We start from the raw sequence: 22,351 nt of genomic DNA, 5'->3' as shown, positions 1-22,351 counted from the left end.
AGACGTCAACGCATAATATTTAGTTTGAATTTATTCAATAAATTTTTATTGTAAACCACCATATATTAATATATAACATTTTTGGTTTTATATTGACTCAAAACCATAATATAGAATAATATATGAAAAAAGGAGTGGTGTTGAATCAATAGTTTGATAAAAAGATTTTTGATAATATTAATAGTTCTTTTAATTTATTTTAAGTGTTTTGAATTGCACTCAAAAAATTTAAACTTCACTAATAATATTCATCAACAGATTCCATGGAGCATAAAGCTAACAAAAAAATATGTGGAAAATAATAGAGGAGGAGAAAGTGTACGAATAGCAATAATTGATAGTGGGATAGATGGGACTCACCCTGATTTGGTAGGTAAAGTTAAAAAAGGACTTAACACAATTGGTACAGGAGGAGAACAAGAGGACAGTTTAGGGCACGGTACTGCTGTAGCTGGAATAATCACAGCTAATGATAATGAAATTGGACTTGTGGGTATAACGCAGAATGTAGAGTTATATCCTGTTAAAATTCTAGATTCAAAAGGCAAGGGTTCAATAAAAAATTTTGTTAAAGCTGTTCAATGGTGTATTGATAATAAAATTGATGTTATCAATGCTAGTTTTGGATTAATGAAAGATGATCCATCTGTTAAGAAAATTATAGACAAAGCAATACAAAAAAACATAATTATAGTAGCTGCTGTTGGTAATAAGTATGGAAGGAAAATGGATTACCCAGCTGCTTATGAGAATGTTTTTTCTGTAACCGCTGTGGATAAGCATAAGAAGGTAGCTGAATTTTCATCTAAAGGAAATTACGATTTTGCTGCCCCTGGTGTGGATATACCAGTTCTAAAGCCTCATAACAACTATGCGATTGAAAGTGGTACCTCTTTAGCGAGTGCCCATATTACAGGTGTAGTAAGCTTAATTTTACAGTACCGGGAACGTTTTAATATTAATTCTGAAGAACGTTTAAACCAACAAATATATAAAGTTTTGAAAAAATGGTATTGATGATTATTTGAATAAAATTGTTTTTTAGAACAAGAAACTCGGAGGTTTAGTTTAGGATGAATAAAATAAGTAAGTTAATCTCAATTGTTATATGTCTATCGCTGGTTATAACTTTGTTTTTCCAATTTCCAAATAAAACAGAGGCTGTTACCACAAAAGATTTTCATGTTTTAGAAGATAGTAATGAAAAATATGTAATTTCACAGGAGCAAGACGGAGTAACTGGTATTCTAACTCTAAATAAAAAAACAACAGAAATCAGTTATCAAACTGAAGAAATTGGTAGTGAAGGTGAAAAGGTTTCAAAGGATTATGAAGTTGACTTGCAGACACTTTTAAATGATAATTTAGATGTTACATTTAAAGATACAAAAGATGATAAGAAATATGAAGTGAATTCTGAAGATATTCAAGCATCTTTTGCATTTGTTATCCCTATTGGTATTGCTATTGGGGCAGTTCTATTAGAACATTTATTAGCTTTGGGACTTGCAGTAACAGTAGTAGGTGTTACCTATATTGCTTATTCTGAATTTATAAAAAGGAAAGACAATAAACATAATCACTTTATTGCTTATCGAGACAAAGATAAACCTCATTTATTTATTGGAAAAGGCGTAAGTCGTGCAAACGCTGTAAAAAGATTAGCTCAGAAAAAAGATACATGGTCTACTTCCAAAAGCAATGCACAATCTATTGCTAAAGCAGCCAGTCCGATTGGAAAAGTAATAGGTGCAGAAATTGACAAAAAAGGAAAAAATAAACATTATCACTATCATCCAGTTTATAAATTAAAAGGTAAATATGAAAGAACAGGAGCACATGCTTTTTTTGGCGCCCCTAGATAAGAAATTGAGATAGAGGAGGTTTTCGATGATTGTTCTTAATCGTGAACCAAGAAAGAAGGAATACAATGCGCTCATCGATTTATGTTGTGAAGTATGTGATGAGTTCCAATTAGTTTTTAGAAAAGATTTTGCTGATTTTGCTGATTATCGTGAAATTCTAGATAAACTTTCACCATCTCTTAAAGAAATGAAGGAAGAGTCTGAATGGGCTACCACGATTCTAGGAGATGGTCAAACAGCATATGTTTATTATTATTATGCCAATGAACACACAAAAAATCTTTTGAAAGAACTTTCGAACTCTCTATACGGGTGGGTTCACCCTAATTTACTGGAGGATTTATCATTCTTCAAAAATGGGAAAGAGTGGATGGTTTCAAGCTCACATGAAGAGGAGAGCTATATTTTTCCTGAAAACGAAGAAGAAATTGAGAGTTTAAAACAAATCAAAGGTCTTAGATGGACTATAGAAGATGATGATGAATAAGTAATTTAAACGGCTTTTCCCTAGAAGGGAGAAGTCTTTTTTATTCTAACTAACTCTTTTATACTCAAAACCAAAATCCCTGTCATAATAAAAGTAGAAGGAAAGGGGATGTGTTGAATGAGAACGATCGAAAATGATCAGTTATTGGTTCAGATTCATGAAAAAGGAGCGGAAGTCAGGGAGGTGCTTGACAAGGAAAGCGGGCGTCACTATATGTGGTCTGGTGATCCAGCTTATTGGGGCAGGGTGTCGCCTGTCTTATTTCCGATTGTTGGGCGATTAATGAATGACCAATACAAGATTGACGATCAAACCTTTGAGCTCACGCAGCATGGTTTTTTACGTGATGTCAATTTTGATTTATATGAAGAAACGAAGCATACGGTGACCTTTCAATATGAATCAAGAGGCCGGCATGTGAAGCAATACCCGTATGAATTTACAGCGCGAATTCGTTATGAACTATTGGAAAATGGACTGAAGATTTCCTGGGAAATTGATCATGACGGAGAGGATACGATGTATTTCTCCATTGGAGGGCACCCAGCATTTCGTATTCCTCTTCTTGAAGGCGAGCAAACAGCAGATTATTCACTCACATTGACACCTTCCACTGAGCATCTCCCTGTGCAATATGAACTGCGGAATTCACTTGTCAGAGAGAAAGAAAAAGGTATTGAACTTGAGTCGATCCAGCTTCGACCGGAGCTTTTTCAGCTTGATGCGATGATCTTTAGCCATATCAATCGAGTGTCATTGACTTCAGGTGCAGGTCACGGAGTTGAGGTCGATCTCACAGGCTTTCCTTTCGTTGGCATTTGGTCGCCTTATGATCAAGAAAAAGGAACGATGGCTCCTTTTGTTTGTATTGAGCCGTGGTATGGCATCGCCGATATGGAAGGGACGAATGGACAGTATAGGGAGAAGTTTGGGATTCAAACATTAGAAAAAAATGAGACCTTTCATGCCGCTTATACGATTTTCTTCAAATGAACATTTGTGCATGATGAGGTGAACAATTTGTTATGATAGAAGAAAAAGGGGGCGTATGAATGGATCGAGAGAAACAACAGCTGAGTATTGAAGCGGCAAGGCTTTACTATTTGTCTGATTACAGCCAGCAGGAAATTGCCAAACAGCTCGACCTGTCGAGACCGACTGTATCTCGGCTGCTTCAATATGCGAAAGAGAAGGGGTACGTCCAGATTACGGTGATGGATCCGTTTGAAGATTTAAATGAGCTTTCTTCATTGCTCAAGGAAAAATATGACCTGCTCGAAGCTCATGTGGTGTTTTCGCCGAAGGACGACTATCCAACCATCACCGATTATTTGAGCCGATTTGGTGCAGATTACTTGCAAGAAACGGTGAAAGACGGTGATATCGTTGGCGTGAGCTGGGGAACGACTATGTATCAAATTGCACAAAAGATGCAACCTAAACAGGTAAAAGGTGTAGAGGTTGTCCAGCTCAAGGGTGGAATCAGCCATTCTCATGTGAATACATATTCTGCGGAAACCATCCAGCTGTTTGCTGAGGCCTTTCAAACAGCACCGCGTTATTTGCCGCTTCCTGTAGTATTTGATAGTGCTGCCGTCAAAGAGATGGTTGAGCAGGACAGACATATTCAGCGAATTATTGAAATGGGCAAGCAGGCGAATATCGCTGTGTTTACTGTTGGAACGGTCAGAGATGAAGCACTTTTGTTTAGACTAGGTTATTTCCGTGAAGAAGAAAAAGCGCTCCTCAAGCAATCCAGTGTCGGAGACATTTGCTCGCGCTTTTATGATCAAGATGGACGCATTTGCAGTGAAGCCATTAACAATCGCACAATTGGCGTGGAGTTAGATGATTTAAGGACAAAAGAACGATCCATTCTTGTCGCTGGCGGTCATCGAAAGGTGGCTTCTATACACGGCGCACTAAGAGGAAAATATGCGAATGTATTGATCATCGATCAGCACACAGCGAGGGCTCTTTTAAATGTCACAAAATAGATGAACAAAATTTCATAACTATGTTTACAATTGTTCATCTGTCATATATGATGAAAGTATCATAATTAAAAGGAAGTGTGAAGCATGACGATAGCGAAGCTCATTGATCATACAGCACTAAAACCAGATACAACTAGAGCTGCAATTATGCAGTTACTTGAAGAAGCAAAGACTCATCAATTTGCATCTGTTTGCGTAAACCCAACTTGGGTATCTCTAGCGTCGAAAGAACTAGCAGGAACAGGTGTAGATGTATGTACAGTCATCGGTTTCCCGTTAGGCGCAAACACAACAGCGGTAAAAGCATTCGAAACAAAGGATGCCATTGAAAACGGTGCCACAGAAGTGGACATGGTCATCAATGTTGCGGCATTGAAAGACGGCGAATATGATGTGGTTGAACAAGATATTCGTGCAGTTGTAGACGTAGCAAAAGGCAAAGCATTAGTGAAAGTCATTATTGAAACATGTTTACTTACTGATGAAGAGAAAGTCAAAGCTTGTGAGCTTTCAGTGAAAGCCGGCGCTGATTTTGTGAAAACATCGACTGGATTTAGTACAGGCGGTGCGACTGCTGAGGACATCGCATTAATGCGTAAAACAGTAGGACCTGACATCGGTGTGAAAGCATCAGGCGGCGTGAGAACAAAAGAAGACGTTGAGGCAATGACAGCAGCAGGTGCTACCCGTATTGGCGCTAGTGCAGGCGTTTCCATTATCAAAGGGGATCAATCAGCTCCTTCGAAAGACTATTAATTCATACGATCCTATGGTAGGATAACATTCATGACTCATAAATGATGAAAAAGTCATATGCGGAAGGATCTCACTTCTGGGAATTTCTTCCGCGTTTTGTTTACAAAATAGGGTTTGTTCTATACAAGCACATTAATGTAAACGAATTCATTCAAGGAGGAAAAACATGAAATACGTGATTGGTATCATCGGTTTGCTAGTGATTCTCGCCATTGCATGGCTGGCTAGTAATGGGAAAAAACGAGTGAAATTCCGTCCAGTAATTGTCATGATTGTACTGCAATTTATTTTAGGTTATATTCTGCTCAATACAGGTGTTGGAAACTTCCTAGTCGGAGGTTTTGCAAAAGGATTCCAAATGCTTCTTGGCTATGCCGGTGAAGGAATCAACTTCGTATTTGGCGGGTTAATGAATGATAAAGCGTCCACTTTCTTCATCAACGTCTTACTGCCGATCGTCTTTATCTCGGCGTTAATCGGTATCCTGCAGCATTGGCGTATTCTTCCGCTTATCGTACGCGGAATCGGATATTTGCTTAGTAAAGTAAACGGTATGGGGAAACTAGAATCTTACAACGCAGTAGCGTCTGCGATTTTAGGTCAATCAGAAGTCTTTATTTCTATTAAGAAACAGCTTGGATTATTACCTCAGCAGCGTCTTTATACATTATGTGCATCTGCAATGTCGACGGTATCGATGTCGATTGTTGGTGCATACATGCAAATGATTAAACCAGAGTACGTGGTTACAGCACTTGTGCTGAACCTATTTGGTGGATTTATTATCGCATCGATCATCAATCCATATGAAGTGTCTAAGGACGAAGACATGCTTGAAGTCGTCGAGGAAGAAAGACAATCCTTCTTCGAAATGCTTGGCGAATACATTATGGATGGTTTCAAAGTAGCGATTGTTGTTGCTGCAATGTTGATTGGATTCGTTGCATTAATTGCGATGATTAACGGTATCTTTACAGCAGTCATTGGTGTTTCTTTCCAAGATGTACTTGGATATGTCTTTGCTCCATTTGCGTTCCTTGTTGGTGTACCTTGGAGCGAAGCGGTACAAGCAGGAAGCATTATGGCAACCAAAATGGTATCGAACGAATTTGTTGCGATGCTCGCTCTATCTGGAGACGGTCTGCATTTCACTGCTCGTACAGAAGCGATCATTTCTGTATTCCTTGTATCATTTGCGAACTTCTCTTCTATCGGTATCATTGCTGGAGCAGTCAAAGGCTTAAACGAAAAGCAAGGGAACGTCGTCGCACGATTTGGATTAAAGCTGTTATTCGGTGCAACTCTTGTCAGCTTCTTAACAGCAGGTGTAGTCGGTTTAATTTTCTAATTTAAAAAAAGGAATGGTGAAAACAATGAGAATGGTAGATATCATTGCGAAAAAACGTGACGGAAAAGAATTATCTTCAGAGGAAATTTCTTTCTTTGTCAAAGGTTATACGGATGGAACAATTCCTGACTACCAAGCAAGTGCCTTGGCTATGGCAATTTTCTTCCAAGATATGACGGATCAAGAACGTGCAGACTTAACACTCGCTATGGCGAACTCAGGAGATACAATTGACCTGTCTGCCATTGACGGTATTAAAGTAGACAAGCACTCAACAGGCGGAGTAGGCGATACAACAACGCTTGTACTCGCCCCTCTTGTTGCAGCACTAGATGTACCTGTTGCGAAAATGTCTGGGCGCGGCCTGGGGCATACAGGCGGTACAGTGGACAAGCTTGAAGCGGTGAAAGGCTTCCACGTAGAAATTACAAAAGACGAATTCATCGAGCTCGTGAACCGTCATAAAGTAGCGGTCATTGGGCAATCAGGCAACCTGACACCAGCTGATAAAAAGCTGTATGCTCTTCGTGATGTGACAGGAACTGTTAACTCAATTCCGCTTATTGCAAGCTCCATTATGAGTAAGAAAATCGCTGCTGGTGCAGATGCGATTGTACTTGATGTGAAAACAGGCGCAGGTGCTTTCATGAAAACACCAGAAGACTCAGAAAAGCTTGCAAAAGCCATGGTTCGCATCGGTAACAACGTAGGCAGACAAACAATGGCGGTCATCTCTGATATGTCTCAGCCGCTAGGATTAGCGATTGGGAATTCCCTTGAAGTGAAAGAAGCGATCGACACACTCCGAGGCGAAGGTCCTGAAGACTTAAACGAGCTTGTGCTCACATTAGGAAGTCAAATGGTCGTTCTTGCGAAAAAAGCAGACACACTTGATGAAGCAAGAGAAAAGCTGATTGAAGTGATGAAAAACGGCAAAGCACTTGAGAAATTCAAGGAATTCTTAGAAAACCAAGGTGGAGACAGCTCAATTGTGGATCAGCCTGAAAAACTGCCGCAAGCACCTTACAAAATCGAAGTACCTGCCAAAGAATCAGGTGTCGTAGCTGAAATCGTCGCGGATGAAATTGGTGTTGCAGCGATGATCCTTGGAGCAGGACGCGCAACAAAAGAGGACGATATCGACCTATCTGTCGGCATCATGCTGAACAAAAAAGTGGGAGATCGTGTTGAAAAAGGAGATTCACTTGTGACTCTGCATGCGAATCGTGAAGATGTTGCAAATGTCATGGAGAAAATTTATGACAACATCCGCATTGCTGATCATGCCGATGCACCAACATTGATCCACACGGTCATTACTGAATAAAGAAAAAGGACAAAAGCGATTCGTCGCTTTTGTCTTTTTTTATGGTCATTTTAGGCTCGTCTTTTTCTATTGAAATAAAAAAATTCACTTTATGAAACAAACCTCTTGCAATCATCAAACAATGGGTGTATATTAATTGACGAGTCAATGATTGATATATCAAGTAATTGATTTCTGAATAGAAAAGAGGGGATGGCATTGACTGCATTTTGCTCTGAAGAGGCAGAGGTATTATATCGTTTGCAGTGCGTGAACCGTATGATGGGCGTGAAGTTCGAAGCATGTACGGGCATCAGCCAATCAAGACTTGAGTTGCTATCGCTGTTATTCCAAGCCGATGAAATCAGCCAATCAGATTTGCAGAAAAAAGTAAATATTGATAGTGCAGCTGTGACGCGTCATTTAAAACAGCTGGAAACAAAAGGAATGGTCACACGCAGAAGAAAACCAGAAGATAATCGAGTCACACTTGTCCGCTTAACAGAAGAAGGCAGAACGAGAATCGAAGCTTCTAAAATAGAAAAAGAACGATTTATCTCAGAAATGCTTGAAAACGTAAGTGAAGAAGAACGAAGGCTTCTCACTGATGTGCTCATCCGTATACAACAAAACATCGAAAAGATTCAAACAACCTAAAGGAGTGTTACACATGGCTACAACATTAAAAACAAACGATTTTATGGAAATTATGAAAGGGCGCCGCTCTATTCGTAACTATGATCCATCTGTGAAAATCAGCAAAGAAGAAATGACAGAGATTTTAGAAGAAGCAACAACTGCACCATCATCAGTAAATGCACAACCATGGCGCTTCATGGTGATTGACAGCCCAGAAGGAAAAGAAAAGCTTGCACCACTTGCAAAATTCAACCAAACTCAAGTGTCAACATCAGCAGCTGTCATTGCAGTTTTTGCAGATATGAAAAACAATGAATACTTAGAAGAAATTTATTCAAAAGCAGTAGAAAATGGCTACATGCCGCAAGAAGTGAAAGAAAGACAAATTGCTGCATTAACTGCACATTTTGAAGCTCTTCCAGAACAAGTGAATCGTGAAACAATCTTAATTGACGGTGGACTTGTGTCTATGCAGCTTATGCTTGCTGCACGTGCACACGGTTATGATACAAATCCAATTGGCGGATATGATAAAGAAGTCATCGCTGAAACATTTGGATGGGATAAAGAACGTTATGTACCAGTCATGCTTCTGTCCATTGGGAAAGCGGCTGACGAAGGTTATGCATCTTACCGTTTACCGATCGACCGTATCACAGAGTGGAAATAATTTTTAAAAAAAGGGAGACGATCACATGATCATTATTCATGCAGGGATGACCATTCATCCAGAAAAAGAAAACGTATTTTTAGAAGAAATCAACGAATTAATGAAAGCTTCACAGGCTGAAGAAGGCAATGTTTCCTACAAGCTATTCAAGGATACAGAAAAGGAAAATACATTTTTAATGGTAGAAGTGTGGAAAGATGACGCTGCGGTTCAGAGCCATAATGCAAGTGCTCATTTCCAGGCTTTCGTAGCGAAGGCAAAAGAATTCTTAGCCGCTCCACTTGACGTGGTTGCTTTTCAAGGCCAGCAGCTTTCATAGAAAAACAACAAACACCCTAGGCGGTTATCGCCTAGGGTTCTTTTATTTTCGACATATGGTTCCACCCATTTCATTCACGTATTGTGCATTTTCCACAAAATTTCTGAAAATAAAATGTTTTTCGACTTAACTATATTGGAATATGCTAGAATTAGATATTATTTATTACCAAAATAGGGAGGAACCAATATGAAAAAAGGGAAATGGACGAAAATTGCACTAACCGCTGTCCTAAGTTTAGGCACATTGACAGCTTTCAGCACCCCTCTATCTGCCCACACCACAGAAAAATCAACATCCTCAGATGGCGGTCATTATTCAGGTATTCCATTTGACTCAAGTGTCGTGAATGAAGACCGTCTTATCAAAGCCTTGAAAAAACAAGGAAAGATCAAAAAGAATGCCAATGAGGCAGAAACCCAAAAAGCATTAAAGAACTATCTAAAGAAAAAAGAAGAATCGGCAATGAAACAAAGTGCCAGCACCTTAACAGAAGAGCCTGAATTCCTGAAAGAATACAAACAAGAGGTACATAACAAACTTGCCAAAAAGAAAAAATTAAAGAAGCATAAAGGAAAAGAAGGCAATCAAGTAAAACCGGTCAAAAAGGAAAAGTATAAAGGTGACGTCCGCAATGATAAAGTATTGGTTTTATTAGTAGATTTTAAAGATTATAAGCATAATAGTATCAAAAAAGAAGAGACTGATATGTACTATGACAAGTACGATCAACAGCACTATCAAGATATGCTTTTCGGAAAAAATGGCTACATCGGTCCAGATGGGAAACGGAAAGTATCCATGAAGCAATATTATGAAAAGCAGTCTGGCGGCAGTTACACAGTTAGTGGAACAGTTGCAGGATGGTATACAGCGAAGCATGAAGCAGCTTATTACGGCGGGAACGTACCTGACGATTCAGGCAGTGACGGCAGACCGCGCGAATTGGTGAAAGAAGCACTCGAAGCAGCAGCAAAAGATCCGAATATTGATCTCAGCGAGTATGATCAATGGGATCGCTATGATATTGATGGCGACGGGGTTTATAACGAGCCAGACGGCATCATTGACCATCTGATGGTCGTTCACGCCGGCGTAGGTGAAGAAGCAGGCGGCGGACAACTTGGCGCTGATGCGATTTGGTCACACCGCTGGTCACTTGGTGATGTATTTGAAATTCCGGATACTGAATCTGAAGTTGGTCAAGGCGGGAAATTAGGCGCGTTGGATTACACCATCGAGCCTGAAGATGGCGCAGCAGGTGTGTTCACACATGAATTCGGACATGATCTTGGTCTTCCTGACGAGTACGATACACAGTACACAGGCAGAGGAGAGCCCGTTTCTTACTGGTCGATCATGTCAAGCGGAAGCTGGGCAGGTAAAGTTCCTGGTACGGAACCAACAGGCTTTAGCCCATATGCGAAAGAAATGCTTCAAAATCTGCATGGGGGCAACTGGCTTTCTGGACAAACCATCGATGGTAAAACATTAAAGAAAAGCAAAACAGTATTAATTGATGAAGCAGCAACAAAAGGAACGAACCATGATGCCGTTCGAGTCGATTTACCAGATAAAGAGATTGTCGTCACGACACCTGCTCAAGGGAAATATTCGTACTTCAGCGGAATGGGTGACAATTTGAATGCAACCATGACGACAACAGGTATTGATTTGTCAAAAGGAAGCAAAGCAGAGCTGACATTTAAAGCATGGTACGATATTGAAGAAGATTATGATTATGCGTATGTCGAAGTGCGTGAAACAGGGACTGATCAATGGAAGACCATCGCGGGTAACATCACGAATGATCGAAATGAAGCAGGTGCAAACGAAGGCAATGGCATCGACGGAAAATCAGACGGCTGGGTAGATGCAGCCTTTGACCTGTCTGCTTATGCAGGGAAGAAAATCGACCTGCAATTCCGTTACACAACTGATGCAGGCTATGCACTTCCAGGCTTATTCGTAGATGACCTGAACATCACCGCAGATGGAGCGAAAGTATGGTCAGATGATGCCGAGGGCACGTCTACTTTTACCTTTAATGGATTCTCAAAATCTAATGGAAAACAATATGCAGCACAATACTATTTACTAGAGTGGCGCTCTTATGCTGATGTCGATAAAGGCTTAAAGCATATTAAACGCGGGGCAAGTCTGATGAGCTATAATAACGGGTTGGTCGTTTGGTATGTCGATCAATCATACAGTGATAACTGGGTAGGAAAACATCCGGGGAACGGATTCCTTGGCGTAGTAGATGCAGATCAGCAAGTATTAAAATGGAGTGACGGTTCCATTGCCGCCACAGGGTTCCAAGTACATGATGCAGCATTCTTTTTGAATCCAAGTACGAAGCTGAATATAGATTATACAGCAACAACGGGCTTAACTTTGCAAGATCGCTACATTCGACCGGCTCGTACATTTAGTGATAAAAAGAACTATGTGAATCCAAACAACCCAGATGCAGGACGCGATGTACCGACATATGGGTTATCCTTTAAAGTCGTTGGACAAAGTAAGGATCGTTCTGTTGGAAAGATATTAATTTCGAAAAGTAACTAAATAGAAAGCCGGATTCTACCATTGAATCCGGCTTTTTGATATGTGAGAAAAGGATTGTGAGGGCACGATTGTTTTTTAAATCGAATGTCTGTTCTTTTTTATTTTGATATCCGAATGAAACCATTATATAATAGACACTGGAAGGTTTTTCTTTCAACCATGATTCTTTTTAGCTGTTAAAACAAAGGAAAGGATGAGCGTTACCAATGAGTTGTGTCACTGCCAAGCAATTAAAGGTGATTCGAGGGACGATGCAGACTTTTTGCAGCCATTTGGAGTATGATGGCCACGGTAAGCTTCATATCAATACCATCATGGCTTTTATTAAAAAGGAATTCGGCGTGAGAAAAATGAAAGACATTCCACAAAGTCGCTTTACAGAAGCGCTAGAATTAATACAAGACTTTGATTTATACACGGACAAAATAGAGATTCGTGACCGTCTATCAGAAAGGAATTAACTAAATTGAATATTTTAGCAATGATTTTAGTAGGAATTGTCGCATTAGAACACATTGTCATCATGTTATTAGAAATGTTTTTTATGGAATCAAAGATGGCGAAGCGGTCTTTTAAGCTGCCAGAACACTTGCAAAAAGATCCAAATGTCAAAGTAATGTTTGCCAATCAGGGGCTTTATAACGGGTTTTTAGCTGCAGGACTCATTTGGGGGCTCATTCTTGGATCGAATACCGTTGGATATATGATTCAGCTGTTTTTCATTCTTTGTGTGATCATCGCAGCAGTATTTGGCGGTGTAACATCCAATAAATCAATTATCATCAAACAAGGAGTACCAGCACTGCTTGCACTCATTGCACTGATGCTGGCGATCTAATCTTAAATAAAGCCGCCCCTGGTGAGGGCGGCTTTTATCTTTTTCGAAGACCCATCAAACGAATAATGGATGTTAGACAAAGGGCTACGGCAACGGCCAAAATGATTTTTCCGTACATGACCCCCGTTAGGTTCATCAAAAAGACGGCCAATATAATACAGAGCGTGATGATGATCATCACAATCGAATAGGTTTTCATCTCTTTTCCACTCCTTTAAAAATCCCCTCATGTGACGAGAGATCTGTCAATCTTTCCTCATATTATATCACTCAATGACAATTTTACATGAAATTCCCTACCAATAGAATGTGACATATTGATTAGATTTCGAGTCATACCATATTTTTTAGAAAATCGGGTATAACATAATGAGCTGGCCTAAAGTCATATTGCTTGATATTTAATTGTGCAAAATATAAAATAACCACAGGATAAATCGAAAGGATGATCAAGATGAGTAAGAAAGTGTTATTAGTATCGACAAGCAGCCCAGAAATGAATGGACATCCAACAGGCTTATGGCTAGAAGAGTTGGCAGAGCCATTTCATATTTTTAAAGAAAATGAACTAGAAGTACAAATTGTCTCTATTCAAGGTGGCACTGTACCAATTGACAAAAATTCAATTCCTGAAGGTGTCCCAGCGCAATATCAAGATGTATATGAATTACTTCAAGACACAAAGGCGCTTACAGATGTGAATCCCGCTGATTATGACGGAATTTTCTTTGCTGGAGGGCACGGCCCTATGATCGACTTTGCGTCTAATCAACTGGTAGCGGATGCGATCTTAGCAGTTTCAGATAAAAATGGTGCGATCGGAGCCGTTTGTCATGGCGTTTCAGCATTCGTTGATGTGAAGGATGAAAATGGCAAATCATTTATCGAAGGCAAAAAAATCACAGGCTTTACAAACGAAGAAGAGGAAGCCGTGCAGCTGACATCAAAAGTTCCATTTTTATTGGAAACAAAACTTCGTGAGCAGGGGGCAGCGTTTGAAAAAGGAGACGCCTTTGCGCCATTTGCTGTCGTTGACGGACAAATCATCACTGGACAAAACCCGGGATCAAGTGCAGAAACAGCACGCTTGTTTGTCAAAACTATTGCATAAAACGATCAAAAACCAGTCGTGACTCATGCGGCTGGTTTTTTTGTTATAAAAATGTCCCAAAAAAGACCAAAACAATAATTAGAATAATGGTAAAATAATCACAGGGTAAAAAACCCAAATGAGGAAAAAGGGGATGTTCCTGTGAGAGCATTTTATGTCAAAATCACCGCAGCTTTACTATCTGTTTTACTTGTCGCAACAGGTTTGTTGTCACCAGCATTAAAAGCAGAAGAAGCACCGAAATCAGAAGGGAAAATATCACCACTGACGGAAAAAGCGATTCAGCAAGTGCAAGAATCGTTTGAAAAGCAGGATGAAGGAACCGCTATTCAACAGAAGCAAGTGAAAAAATCATTTAAAGTGAATAAGAAGAAAGGAATCAGTATCAAACGAAAAGCTGCTAAAGAAGGCAAAATGCGCACGTCTGCCGTTCGCTCCATTGATGGACTAGCTATTAATCAATCGGCTGTCTTAACAGAGGACGACCCAGTTGATTTATGGTTTTTAAGCACATCTTCACCTCAGGCACTCATCAGCCGGATTACCTCTTCAAACCCTGATTATTTTGTTCAATTATTTGTTGTTGATTATGAAACAGGACAAGCCTACCCGACAGATTTGATTCAACCGGCAGGCAGCCTGCTTGGATTGACCAACTTACCAGCAGGTGATTATGCATTCGGTATTACAAGCGGCGGAGAATTTGGAGATTCCTACACGATACAAGTAAATGCAAAAAACCCGCCCAATTTCACGGGGGCTGTATCTCTTTCGTCCACCTTGCAATATTTTGTAGCTGAGTATGCAAACGGTGATGTATTTGCAAATGGTACAAAAGTATACAATAAGCAAACAAAGACAGCAAATTATGAATGGGAGCGTGTTTTTTATTTCTCTTATGATGGAAAATACGAACAAAGAACTCATTCAATCTCAAGTGTGAAAGTAAAAAACATTTCGGCTCCTGTGTCATACTCAGCTCCTTATGCGAGCTCCTCAGAAGCCATCCTCGTTTACTTAGATGTTGAGACATTGTTTATGTACCATCAATCATCATATGCAAGCGGGCAATATTACCATGATACCTTTGTTGATACACTCGGGAAGACAACACCAAGACGCTTAGATATTGATGATATGACAAATTACGGTGATCATATTTTAGCTGTAGATTTAAAAACAGGAAAGCCGATTGATTTCTTCAGTGTGCTGAATTTTTACTATGCTGCAGGGATCGAGAAGCTGCCAACAATCAGAACGTTGAATTAAGAAAGGCTGTTGACATCAAAACGCCACATGTGTAGAGTAAAGATAATTAAATGACAAAAGTCCACTAGGGGAGTCATGTATGACTGAGACAAGAGAAAATCTTGGACCCTTTGAACCTGATCTAGTTCGTACTAGCGGAGGGAAGTGGAGCTGGACCTTATCTTATTCATGATTGAATTGATAAGAAGGCCGCTCCATTTGGGGTGGCTTTTTCATTTATTCAACTGAAGAAGAGGAGGCTTTTTTTATGACATTTTCTACGCAATTAAGGAAAGAAGCAGAACCGTTATTTGAAGCCATTTATCAGCATCCGTTCGTCAGAGGCCTGGCAGCAGGAAAGCTGGAAAAGGAACAAATCATTCATTACGTCAAACAAGATGCAGAATACTTACAAGCATTCATTAAAATTTATGCAGCAGCGCTCAGCAGATGTACAGACAGAGAGGATATTGCGTTTTTTCATCAGCAGATTGCGTTTGTACTAGATAGTGAGACGCACCCTCATCAAAACCTTTGCCGAGTGGCAGGAGTAGCATATGATGAGCTCCAAGGTGCTTCTTTGGCTCCGAGTGCTCATCACTATATTCATCACATGCTGCAAGTTGCGCAAGAAGGCACGCTTGGTGAAATCATCGCTGTCCTGCTTCCATGTCCTTGGACATATTGGGAAATAGGGAAACGAATGCTTACAGATGTGCAGCCGGACCCGTCACATCCGTTTTATGAGTGGATCACGTTTTATGGAGGATTAACCGATTCTGTTACAGGTGAGCTTTGCAAGCGGCTCGATCAGTTGGCGGAAGCAGCAAGTGAGAAGGAAAAGGAAAAAATGAAACAGCATTTTATCTTAAGCTGCCAGCTCGAGTACAAGTTTTGGGAAATGGCCTTCACTGTTGAAGAGTGGCCAGTTCAACTGGAGGTGCATTCATCATGACATGGAAGATGAAAGAAGTCGTCCTTGCGGTGATTTTATCCGTTGCGTGCGGTGTGATCTATTTAGGATGGTCCACGCTATACTTACCGATTACAGCACTTGTTGGCCCAGCAGGAGGCAACATCATGTTTGGAATATGGGTCATTGCCAGTCCAATCGTTGCATATATCATTCAAAAGCCGGGAGCTGCTCTGATTGCGGAAACAGCCGCCGCTGCTGTGGAATTATTGACAGGAAGCCACTTTGGACTTTCAGCTCTGCTGATTGGTGTATGCCAAGGGCTTGGGGCAGAAATCGCCTTTGCTCTTTTTGGTTATAAACGGTATCGCATGTGGACACTGATGCTGTCTGGTGCCTTTGCCGCTATCGGAGCGATGGCGTATAGTCTCGTGGCAAATGGCTTCGGATATTATACGCCTCAAGTTTTACTTATGACGCTTGTGACTCAAATCATTAGTGGAATGATACTTGGCGGATGCCTTGCGAAAGTGGTGGTGGACGCACTATCCAAAACAGGTGTACTGAATCAATATGCCATCATGAAAGAAAAACGAAACAAAGGTGAACAGCATGAATTCATTTCTCGCGTGCAATGAACTCTCTGTCCGTTTTTATGAACAGCCTAAGCCCGTTTTGCATCAAATCTCCCTTACGATTCAAAAAGGGGAAAAGGTGCTTATTTTAGGACCGAGCGGAAGCGGGAAATCCACGCTCATTTCGGTTCTGGCTGGAATCATTCCAGAGCATGTGGAAGCCGACATGCAGGGTGAAGTGGTGCTGCAAAGACATACAGGCGTCATGTTTCAAGATCCAGACTCTCAGTTTTGTATGCACCGCGTCAATGAAGAAATTGCTTTTAGCTTAGAGAACCGTTCCGTCCCTCGTGAAGAGATGGATGACATCATTCAGCAGCTCATGCAAAAAGTCCAACTGAATGTCGATCCGCATACAGAGATTCACACTTTATCTGGCGGCATGAAGCAGCGATTGGCACTTGCTTGTCTACTCGCATTACAGCCGGATGTTCTATTATTTGATGAACCGACCGCACAGCTTGACCCGGCAGGTAGAATGGACATATTTCAACTGCTGCAGCAGCTTGCAGCCGATCAGCATCAGACCATGATTTTTGTAGAGCATGTGCTTGATGGTGTCATCGAATGGATGGACCGGGTGATTTTATTAGATGATCAAGGCAGCATTTTAGCAGATGGAGCTCCAAATGATGTGCTCGCGGCATATGAGGAAGAAATGAAAGAGGCAGGAATTTGGCGGCCTAAATTATTTCCCGAGAAATGGTCCACGATCATTCAAGATCCATTTCATCCACTGAGTCAAACTTTTATGCAAACCTTTAAAGCACGAAAAGACCAGCGTGAAAAAGTGCCATCAATCGAACGAAAGACAATGATTCGTACAGAAAATCTGCAATTAAGCTACGGGAAAAAAAGGATTATGAGTGATCTCCAGCTTGATATCAAATCAGGAGATTGGGTGGCGATCATTGGGGAAAATGGAAGTGGAAAAAGCACACTTCTCAAACATTTGGTTCGTTTAGAGCCAACGAAAAAAGGCCACATTTTCTTAAAAGATACACTCCTAAAAAAGTGGTCAGACCGAGAACTATATGAAAAAGCAGGCTTTGTGTTTCAAAATCCGGAGCTTCAATTTATACAAGACACAGTATTCGATGAAATTGCCTTTGGCGGCAGACAGCGAAACTGGCCAGAATCTGTCGTACAAGAAAAAACGGTTCAGCTGCTGGAAGAGTTCGGTTTAGAGAAGCATGCAAAAGCACATCCCTTCACCTTAAGTTTAGGGCAAAAAAGAAGATTGAGTGTTGCCACGATGCTCCTCTTTGATCAAGATGTATTGCTGTTAGATGAACCGACTTTCGGGCAGGATGAAAAAACGGCGAAGGAATTGATGAGGCGTTTAAAAGAGCGTCAGCGCCAAGGCACTACCATTGTGATGGTCACACATGATATGGAGCTTGTCGATGAGTGTGCCGATCAAGTGCTTCTGTTTCATCAAGGGAAGCATGTGTATGATGGCACCCCTTATGATTTATTTTCAAATCAGGAACTTGTTGATACTTATCGGCTAAGAGCTCCTTTGCATTATCGCTATGTGGCAGAAAGAAAGGACGTGCTGACGATTGCAAAGTAATCATTCCTTTCTTTCTACTGTGAATCCAGTCATGAAATTACTCGCTCATCTGCTTGCGATGTGCTGTCTTATGGCGATTTCTGACCCTAAAACAACCTTTATCATTTGGCTGTTTGCTCTTGGCATTGGAGTTGTTTTAGGTGGTTGGAATATGAAGTATCTCGTTACAAGGCTTGTCCCTTATCTGCTCTTTTTTATTCTCGTGTTCTGGATGATGGCGGCCTTCGGCAAGGGAGATCATACCGTTTGGAAGTGGGCGTGGTTTCATATCACAGAGGAGAGTTTAAGAAATGGGCTCACCATCGCTTTTAGAATGCTTGGATTTGTGACATTTGGTCTCCTTTTTACGTCCACAACAGATTTGACGGCATTTATGATGAGTCTGATTCACCAATGCCGAATGTCCCCAAAATGGGCGTATGGAATGCTTGCCGGCTTCCGGTTTATTCCGTTATTTCAAAGTGAATTAAAACAAATGAAAGCTGCACATAAAATCAGAGGCTACAAGCAAAAAAACAGCTGGAAAGCCTTTATGCGTTATGCTTTGCCCCTTTTTACACAAGGTGTACGAAAATCAGAGCGCTTAGCGATTGCGATGGAAGCCAGGGGCTTCACAGGGACGAAAGAGCGAACGTATTATCATAACATCAGCACCTCATGGATTGACTATATGTATCTTTTTCTCATCGGTATCAGTGTCTTCATGTGCATTTACTTTGTTTAAAAAACACCCACATTCTCTTGATAGAATGTGGGCTTTTTATATGTCTTAGGTCATTTGATTGATATTAGTGCACATTACAGGCTGTAATAGATCATATAACGAACCGATAAAGAAGGTGTACTGAGAAATAGAGAGGATGAACGTAAGCGAATGTCACAGAGAATTGATAACATAATAGACGCTTTACCAATCATTGGACTTGCTATGAGAGAGCAGCTAACCTTTTCTGTTTTAGGGAAAGAGAAGGTTCTTTATTATCAGCAGCATGGGAATATTGATTTAGGATTTAAAGCTGGTGATGCACTAGATGCTGGATTCCAAAACTTTGCGATGCTGAAAAATGGGAGAGAACCATCGTTTATCCAAATTCCAAAAGAAGTATACGGGATTCCAATGGATATCGTATCCGTTCCAATTACTGATGAATCAGGTCAAGTGGTTGCTGCCTTCTGTGTGGCATATGACCAAACGAATCAACAACGATTAGATCACATCATGACGGAGAGCAACGAAGCTTCCGAAAAACTAGTCGCAATGGTACAGCAGGTTGCCGCACATTCAGAGGAACTACAAGCGACAAGTGAACAAATTCTACAAAATACGAAAACCACTGTCGAAAATTCCTCTAAAATCAATCAAGTGTCCAATCTCATCAAAGGTATCTCTGATCAAACGAACTTACTTGGACTCAACGCATCAATAGAAGCTGCAAGAGTAGGGGAAGCAGGAGCAGGTTTTGGAGTGGTCGCAACAGAAGTGAGAAAGCTGTCAACTCACGCGAAACAAGCGACGACTGATATTGAAACAGCCCTAAAAGATGTGCAGGGATCGATCAAAGGAATGGAAGAAGAAATTGCGCAAATTGTCGCTTCCTCTGAGCATCAGGCAGAGCTAGTAGGCACTTTTACGAAAATTATTGAAGGTCTTCACGAAACAAACGAAACGATGAAAGCATTAGCAAACGACTTAGTAAACTATCAAGTGAAATAAAAGAACGACAAAACCTCCAGCTGAATCGGAGGTTTTTTTATCATTTCAAGGTGAGAAACTTGTTAGGATTATGACCGTTTTATCGCTGACAGGCAGGATACACTTCTGTATGATAGAAAAAGAGAGACTAGTTTTGTCATTAGACCTATTCATAAGGAGGAAGATCATCGTGACACAATCAGCGAAGCTGAAAGAAATACTTGCACCCTACCGTCCGTTGTTAGATGAAACGGAAAAACCAATGATACAATTACAGATGAAACAAGGAAAAACAGGACCATACGACAGCAAAATAGCTGGTGATCCTTATTTTCCCAAAAACGACGAATATCCAGTTGACGGAGAAGGACATCCTATGAAACTTTTGGCACAAATTAATTTCGGCCAGCTGCCGAAGCTGAAGGATTATCCAGAAACAGGACTTATGCAAGTTTTTATTTCTGTGCATGATGATCTTTATGGGATGAATATTGACCATAAAACAGAGCAAAAAGATTTTCGCATCAAATTTATTGAGGAACCTTTCTTGGCAGAAGAAGAGTTAATGACTGATTTTTCTTTTGTGAAAATTCCAGATGATTTTTATTTTCCTGTGACGAAGGAAGGCGCGATTACAGGTGAATTATCAAGCGAAACGATCAGTGTAGGAGATTTCCGCTTTGAAAAAGTCACAGGAAAGAACAGCTGGGACCTATTCGAAGATGCAGATGGTGTTAATGGCGATGAAGCAGATGCCCTGCTGGATGAGTTTTATGAAACAGCTAGTGGCTTTGGTCACAAATTGGGCGGGTATCCAGGGTTTACACAAGAAGATCCGCGTACCTATGTAGATCAAGAACATACCGTTCTGTTATTACAAATTGACTCAGATGATGAAGTAGATCTGATGTGGGGAGATTGCGGTATTGCCAACTTTTTTATCAAACCAGAAGACCTTAAACGAAGAAATTTCGAGAATGTCGTCTATAATTGGGACTGCTCTTGATTTTGTAAAATACACACTTTAAACACTCTTTTTAGAGTGTTTTTGTGTATTTTTTTAGACTTTTTTGCCCCTATTTCGTCATTTTTGAGAGGTAATATGTCATTCTTTCTAGTTGACCGTATCAAAAAAAAATGTAAAATCATCTTAAAGTCCTCTTTTTTGAAAATAATAATAACATGACATATGAATCAACGATAAAATGCTCGAAAAAGCGGAATGTACTGGGGGGTATCAATTGATCATTTCTAAAGTAATCAATAATAATGTTGTCAGTGCGTATGATGACGAGCAGCATGAGCTGGTCATTATGGGCAGAGGGATCGCGTTTCAAAAGAAAAGCGGAGACCCGATTGACGAAGAACGAATCGAAAAAGTATTTTCTATTCAAAATAAAGATATATCAGAAAAATTCAAAACCCTGCTTTATGATATTCCAATCGAGTATATGCAAGTGTGTGAGGCGATTATTGAGCATGCGAGAACAACCCTTAACAAAAATTTAAATGACAGCATCTATGTGACGCTGACGGATCATATCACCTTTGCCATTGAACGTCATCAAAAAGGAATGGACATCAAAAATGCCTTGCTCTGGGAAATCAAACGGCTGTATAAAGATGAGTTCAGATGCGGTTTAGAAGCTATTCGGATCATTGAGGACAAGCTGAGCATCCATCTTCCTGAGGATGAAGCCGGCTTTATTGCCATGCATATTGTCAATGCAGAGCTCAATGAAGAAATGCCAAACGTTATTCAAATCACCAAACTCATTCAAGACATTTTAAACATCGTTAAGTATCACTTTCAAATTGATTTGGACGAGGAATCATTAAATTATTTCCGTTTTGTTACGCATTTGAAGTTTTTTGGTCAGCGTCTGTTTAACGAAACACAGATGGAAAATCAAAACGAGTTTCTGTATGAAGTGGTAAAAGAGAAAAACACCGCAGCTTTTCAGTGCGCAGAAAAAATTAACGATTATGTTCAAAAAGAATACAACCGAAGTCTCATAGAAGATGAAATGCTATATTTAACTTTGCATATAGACAGAGTAATAAAAAGAAAATAAATTCAAAAAGAAAGCGTTGACATCACAAAATTAACATGATAATTTATAACTATAAACTAAATAACCACAATCTTTTAGGATTGTTACTGGTCAAGCAGGCAAAACCTAAATCATTGTCCCTATCTATGATAAGGCGTGATTTAGGTTTTTTTATATCTAAAGACTTATAAAAATTAAATAACGATCAATCGCTATGAAGGATTGTTACTGGTTAAGCAGGCAAAACCTAAATATCGATTAATGTCTGAATCGCTATTTCTCGGACATTAATGGATGTTTAGGTTTTTTCTATATCAAGATGAAA

23 protein-coding genes, 1 pseudogene and 1 riboswitch are annotated in these 22,351 nt (G+C 40.2%); of the genes and pseudogenes, 23 read left to right on the top strand and 1 reads right to left on the bottom strand.

The features are described 5' to 3' along the window. Nucleotides 1-153: 153 nt before the first annotated feature. The 14 genes and pseudogenes from NSQ34_RS17980 to NSQ34_RS17915 all read left to right on the top strand — a co-directional run bounded on the left by NSQ34_RS17980 (nucleotide 154) and on the right by NSQ34_RS17915 (nucleotide 12,796). On the top strand, nucleotides 154-1,017 hold the full coding sequence (locus NSQ34_RS17980; RefSeq protein WP_176544447.1) for a S8 family peptidase: 864 nt from the start codon (nucleotides 154-156) through the stop codon (nucleotides 1,015-1,017). Nucleotides 1,018-1,073: 56 nt separating this feature from the next. Then, nucleotides 1,074-1,865 carry an SAR2788 family putative toxin gene (locus NSQ34_RS17975; protein WP_140352791.1) on the top strand — a complete coding sequence of 264 codons (792 nt, stop codon included), beginning with the start codon at nucleotides 1,074-1,076 and terminating at the stop codon, nucleotides 1,863-1,865. Nucleotides 1,866-1,890: 25 nt separating this feature from the next. After that, on the top strand, nucleotides 1,891-2,352 hold the full coding sequence (locus NSQ34_RS17970) for a stage III sporulation protein AH (protein WP_098677079.1): 462 nt from the start codon (nucleotides 1,891-1,893) through the stop codon (nucleotides 2,350-2,352). A 117-nt stretch (nucleotides 2,353-2,469) separates the two neighbouring features. After that, nucleotides 2,470-3,345 (top strand): aldose 1-epimerase family protein, encoded by an 876-nt coding sequence (locus NSQ34_RS17965; RefSeq protein ID WP_098677080.1) that lies wholly within the window; start codon nucleotides 2,470-2,472, stop codon nucleotides 3,343-3,345. 59 nt (nucleotides 3,346-3,404) lie between these two features. After that, nucleotides 3,405-4,349, top strand: a complete 945-nt coding sequence (locus NSQ34_RS17960; protein ID WP_041118292.1) for a sugar-binding transcriptional regulator — start codon at nucleotides 3,405-3,407, stop codon at nucleotides 4,347-4,349. An 84-nt stretch (nucleotides 4,350-4,433) separates the two neighbouring features. Continuing rightward, nucleotides 4,434-5,105 carry a deoxyribose-phosphate aldolase gene (gene deoC / locus NSQ34_RS17955; protein ID WP_034281386.1) on the top strand — a complete coding sequence of 224 codons (672 nt, stop codon included), beginning with the start codon at nucleotides 4,434-4,436 and terminating at the stop codon, nucleotides 5,103-5,105. Nucleotides 5,106-5,271: 166 nt separating this feature from the next. Next, complete coding sequence (locus tag NSQ34_RS17950) at nucleotides 5,272-6,453, top strand: NupC/NupG family nucleoside CNT transporter (RefSeq protein WP_034281385.1); 1,182 nt, start codon at nucleotides 5,272-5,274, stop codon at nucleotides 6,451-6,453. Nucleotides 6,454-6,478: 25 nt separating this feature from the next. Then, entirely contained in the window at nucleotides 6,479-7,780 is a 1,302-nt protein-coding gene (locus NSQ34_RS17945) for a pyrimidine-nucleoside phosphorylase (RefSeq protein WP_041087525.1), read from the top strand. 151 nt (nucleotides 7,781-7,931) lie between these two features. Then, nucleotides 7,932-8,416: pseudogene (locus tag NSQ34_RS17940) on the top strand (MarR family transcriptional regulator). Nucleotides 8,417-8,429: 13 nt separating this feature from the next. Then, on the top strand, nucleotides 8,430-9,068 hold the full coding sequence (locus NSQ34_RS17935; protein WP_041118286.1) for a nitroreductase family protein: 639 nt from the start codon (nucleotides 8,430-8,432) through the stop codon (nucleotides 9,066-9,068). Between the two features lie 25 nt (nucleotides 9,069-9,093). After that, nucleotides 9,094-9,387 carry a putative quinol monooxygenase gene (locus NSQ34_RS17930; protein ID WP_024423933.1) on the top strand — a complete coding sequence of 98 codons (294 nt, stop codon included), beginning with the start codon at nucleotides 9,094-9,096 and terminating at the stop codon, nucleotides 9,385-9,387. A gap of 189 nt (nucleotides 9,388-9,576) precedes the next feature. After that, nucleotides 9,577-11,958 (top strand): immune inhibitor A domain-containing protein, encoded by a 2,382-nt coding sequence (locus tag NSQ34_RS17925; RefSeq protein ID WP_342500983.1) that lies wholly within the window; start codon nucleotides 9,577-9,579, stop codon nucleotides 11,956-11,958. Between the two features lie 206 nt (nucleotides 11,959-12,164). Next, complete coding sequence (locus NSQ34_RS17920; RefSeq protein WP_012011773.1) at nucleotides 12,165-12,419, top strand: ORF6C domain-containing protein; 255 nt, start codon at nucleotides 12,165-12,167, stop codon at nucleotides 12,417-12,419. A gap of 5 nt (nucleotides 12,420-12,424) precedes the next feature. Next, nucleotides 12,425-12,796, top strand: coding sequence for a DUF1304 domain-containing protein (locus NSQ34_RS17915; protein ID WP_034281380.1), 372 nt, complete (start codon nucleotides 12,425-12,427; stop codon nucleotides 12,794-12,796). Nucleotides 12,797-12,830: 34 nt separating this feature from the next. Here NSQ34_RS17915 and NSQ34_RS17910 read toward each other — a convergent pair whose 3' ends face one another. After that, complete coding sequence (locus tag NSQ34_RS17910; protein ID WP_003214630.1) at nucleotides 12,831-12,995, bottom strand: hypothetical protein; 165 nt, start codon at nucleotides 12,993-12,995, stop codon at nucleotides 12,831-12,833. Nucleotides 12,996-13,250: 255 nt separating this feature from the next. Between NSQ34_RS17910 and NSQ34_RS17905 the strand changes: the two genes are divergently transcribed. The 9 genes from NSQ34_RS17905 to NSQ34_RS17865 all read left to right on the top strand — a co-directional run bounded on the left by NSQ34_RS17905 (nucleotide 13,251) and on the right by NSQ34_RS17865 (nucleotide 22,047). Continuing rightward, nucleotides 13,251-13,907, top strand: coding sequence for a type 1 glutamine amidotransferase domain-containing protein (locus NSQ34_RS17905; RefSeq protein WP_034281379.1), 657 nt, complete (start codon nucleotides 13,251-13,253; stop codon nucleotides 13,905-13,907). Between the two features lie 141 nt (nucleotides 13,908-14,048). Then, entirely contained in the window at nucleotides 14,049-15,176 is a 1,128-nt protein-coding gene (locus NSQ34_RS17900) for a hypothetical protein (protein ID WP_065214972.1), read from the top strand. 56 nt (nucleotides 15,177-15,232) lie between these two features. Beyond that, a riboswitch (TPP riboswitch) is annotated at nucleotides 15,233-15,336 on the top strand. An 87-nt stretch (nucleotides 15,337-15,423) separates the two neighbouring features. Next, nucleotides 15,424-16,110: a thiaminase II gene (gene tenA / locus NSQ34_RS17895; protein ID WP_025093767.1), complete on the top strand. Its 687-nt coding sequence runs from the start codon at nucleotides 15,424-15,426 to the stop codon at nucleotides 16,108-16,110. Further along, nucleotides 16,107-16,706, top strand: coding sequence for an ECF transporter S component (locus NSQ34_RS17890; RefSeq protein ID WP_025093768.1), 600 nt, complete (start codon nucleotides 16,107-16,109; stop codon nucleotides 16,704-16,706). The genes tenA and NSQ34_RS17890 overlap by 4 nt, the downstream gene beginning before the upstream one ends. After that, a complete protein-coding gene (locus tag NSQ34_RS17885) occupies nucleotides 16,681-18,279 on the top strand; it encodes an ABC transporter ATP-binding protein (RefSeq protein WP_034281377.1) in 1,599 nt (532 codons plus the stop codon). Before NSQ34_RS17890 ends, NSQ34_RS17885 begins: the two co-directional genes overlap by 26 nt. Beyond that, nucleotides 18,269-19,003 carry an energy-coupling factor transporter transmembrane component T gene (locus tag NSQ34_RS17880; RefSeq protein ID WP_081125118.1) on the top strand — a complete coding sequence of 245 codons (735 nt, stop codon included), beginning with the start codon at nucleotides 18,269-18,271 and terminating at the stop codon, nucleotides 19,001-19,003. Before NSQ34_RS17885 ends, NSQ34_RS17880 begins: the two co-directional genes overlap by 11 nt. A 150-nt stretch (nucleotides 19,004-19,153) precedes the next feature. After that, complete coding sequence (locus NSQ34_RS17875; RefSeq protein ID WP_081125115.1) at nucleotides 19,154-19,993, top strand: methyl-accepting chemotaxis protein; 840 nt, start codon at nucleotides 19,154-19,156, stop codon at nucleotides 19,991-19,993. A gap of 169 nt (nucleotides 19,994-20,162) precedes the next feature. Beyond that, nucleotides 20,163-20,978 carry a YwqG family protein gene (locus NSQ34_RS17870; RefSeq protein ID WP_081125113.1) on the top strand — a complete coding sequence of 272 codons (816 nt, stop codon included), beginning with the start codon at nucleotides 20,163-20,165 and terminating at the stop codon, nucleotides 20,976-20,978. A 235-nt stretch (nucleotides 20,979-21,213) separates the two neighbouring features. Further along, a complete protein-coding gene (locus tag NSQ34_RS17865; protein WP_034281373.1) occupies nucleotides 21,214-22,047 on the top strand; it encodes a PRD domain-containing protein in 834 nt (277 codons plus the stop codon). Nucleotides 22,048-22,351 lie beyond the last annotated feature (304 nt).

The organism is Bacillus sp. FSL P2-0069 (genome assembly GCF_038593315.1).
GTDB classification, from domain to species: Bacteria; Bacillota; Bacilli; order Bacillales; family Bacillaceae; genus Bacillus; species Bacillus safensis.
Note: the sequence above shows the minus strand (reverse complement) of the source record. Positions and strands in the feature narration are given on the sequence as shown.